Here is a 1,745-nt window from a genome sequence, read left to right on the forward strand (position 1 = left end):
CTCGGCAGCCAGGCTGCCGCAGCGGCGCCGGTCGTGGCCTCCGCGCACGACGACGAGCCCATCGCGATCGTCGCCATGGCCTGCCGCTTCCCCGGCGGAGTGAACTCTCCCGAAGACCTGTGGGGCCTCGTCTCGGAGGGTCGGGACGCGATATCCGACATGCCGGACGACCGTGGCTGGGACCTCTCGGGGCTGCTCGATCCCACCCGGCCCGGCGCCGACTACAGCCCGACCGGTGGCTTCCTGCACGACGCGCACCACTTCGATCCGACGTTCTTCGGGATTTCGCCGCGTGAGGCGCTGGCGACGGACCCGCAGCAGCGCCTGCTGCTGGAAACGTCGTGGGAGGCGTTCGAGCGGGCCGGTATCGACCCGGCTTCGATGCGCGGCAGCCGCACCGGCGTCTTCGCGGGTGTCATGTACAACGACTACGGCACTCTCCTTCACCGGGCCCCGGAGGGCCTGGAGGGCTACATGGGGACCTCCAGTTCGGGCAGTGTCGCCTCGGGCCGGGTGTCCTACACGTTCGGCCTGGAAGGGCCGGCCGTCACCGTGGACACCGCCTGCTCGTCCTCCCTCGTCACCCTGCACCTGGCCGTACAGGCCCTGCGGAGCGGTGAGTGCGATCTCGCGCTCGCCGGTGGTGTGGCGGTGATGGCCACCCCCGGCACGTTCATCGCCTTCAGCGTCCAGCGCGGCCTTGCCACGGACGGCCGGTGCAAGCCGTTCGCCGCCGCCGCCGACGGCACCGCGTGGGGCGAGGGCGTCGGCATGCTGCTCGTGGAGCGGCTCTCGGACGCCCGGGCAAAGGGCCATCCGGTCCTCGCGGTCGTTCGCGGCTCCGCCGTCAATCAGGACGGTGCCTCCAACGGCCTCACCGCCCCCAACGGTCCGTCCCAGCAGCGTGTGATCCGTCAGGCCCTGGCCAACGCGGGCCTGTCGGCCGCCGAGGTCGACGTGGTCGAGGCACACGGCACCGGTACGACCCTCGGCGACCCGATCGAAGCCCAGGCACTCCTCGCCACCTACGGCCAGGAGCACACGGACGAACAACCCCTCCGGCTCGGCTCCATCAAGTCCAACATGGGCCACACCCAGGCCGCAGCCGGCGTCGCGGGCATCATCAAGATGGTCCAGGCGATCCGGCACGGTGTCCTGCCGAAGTCGTTGCACGTCGACGAGCCCACCCCGCACGTCGACTGGTCGGCGGGAGCGGTCTCGCTCCTCGAATCCGCCGCTCCCTGGCCGGAGACGGGTCGTCCGCGCCGAGCGGCGGTCTCCTCGTTCGGTATCAGCGGCACCAACGCGCACACCATCATCGAGCAGGCCCCGGACGATGACGTTCCCGAGTCCACGCCGGCCCCGACGGCTCCCTCCGTCCTGCCGTACGTGATCTCCGCGAAGTCGGCCGACGCACTCTTCGGTCAAGCCGCCCGCCTCCTGGACCACCTGGAGGGCGCGGACGACCTCCGGGCCGTCGACGTCGCCCATTCCCTCGCCACCACACGGGCCGCGTTCGACCACCGCGCTGTGGTCGTGGCCGGTGACCGCAGCGCTCTGCTGCGCGGTCTGACAGCCCTGAAGGACGAGGCCGCGGCGACCGGCGTGGCACGAGGCGCCGTGAGCAGCGGAAAAACGGCGTTCGTGTTTCCGGGTCAGGGTTCGCAGTGGGTGGGTATGGCTGCGGGTCTGTTGGATTCGTCGGTGGTGTTCGCGCGGCGGATCGATGAGTGTGCGAAGGCGTT

At 70.9% G+C, this 1,745-nt stretch carries 1 protein-coding gene; it reads left to right on the top strand.

The genetic code is table 11. The features are described 5' to 3' along the window. Nucleotides 1–1,745: type I polyketide synthase (locus ACZ58N_RS38850; protein ID WP_471170394.1), on the top strand; the 1,745-nt coding region annotated here is incomplete at both ends.

Source organism: Streptomyces sp. NPDC040432 (assembly GCF_055595445.1).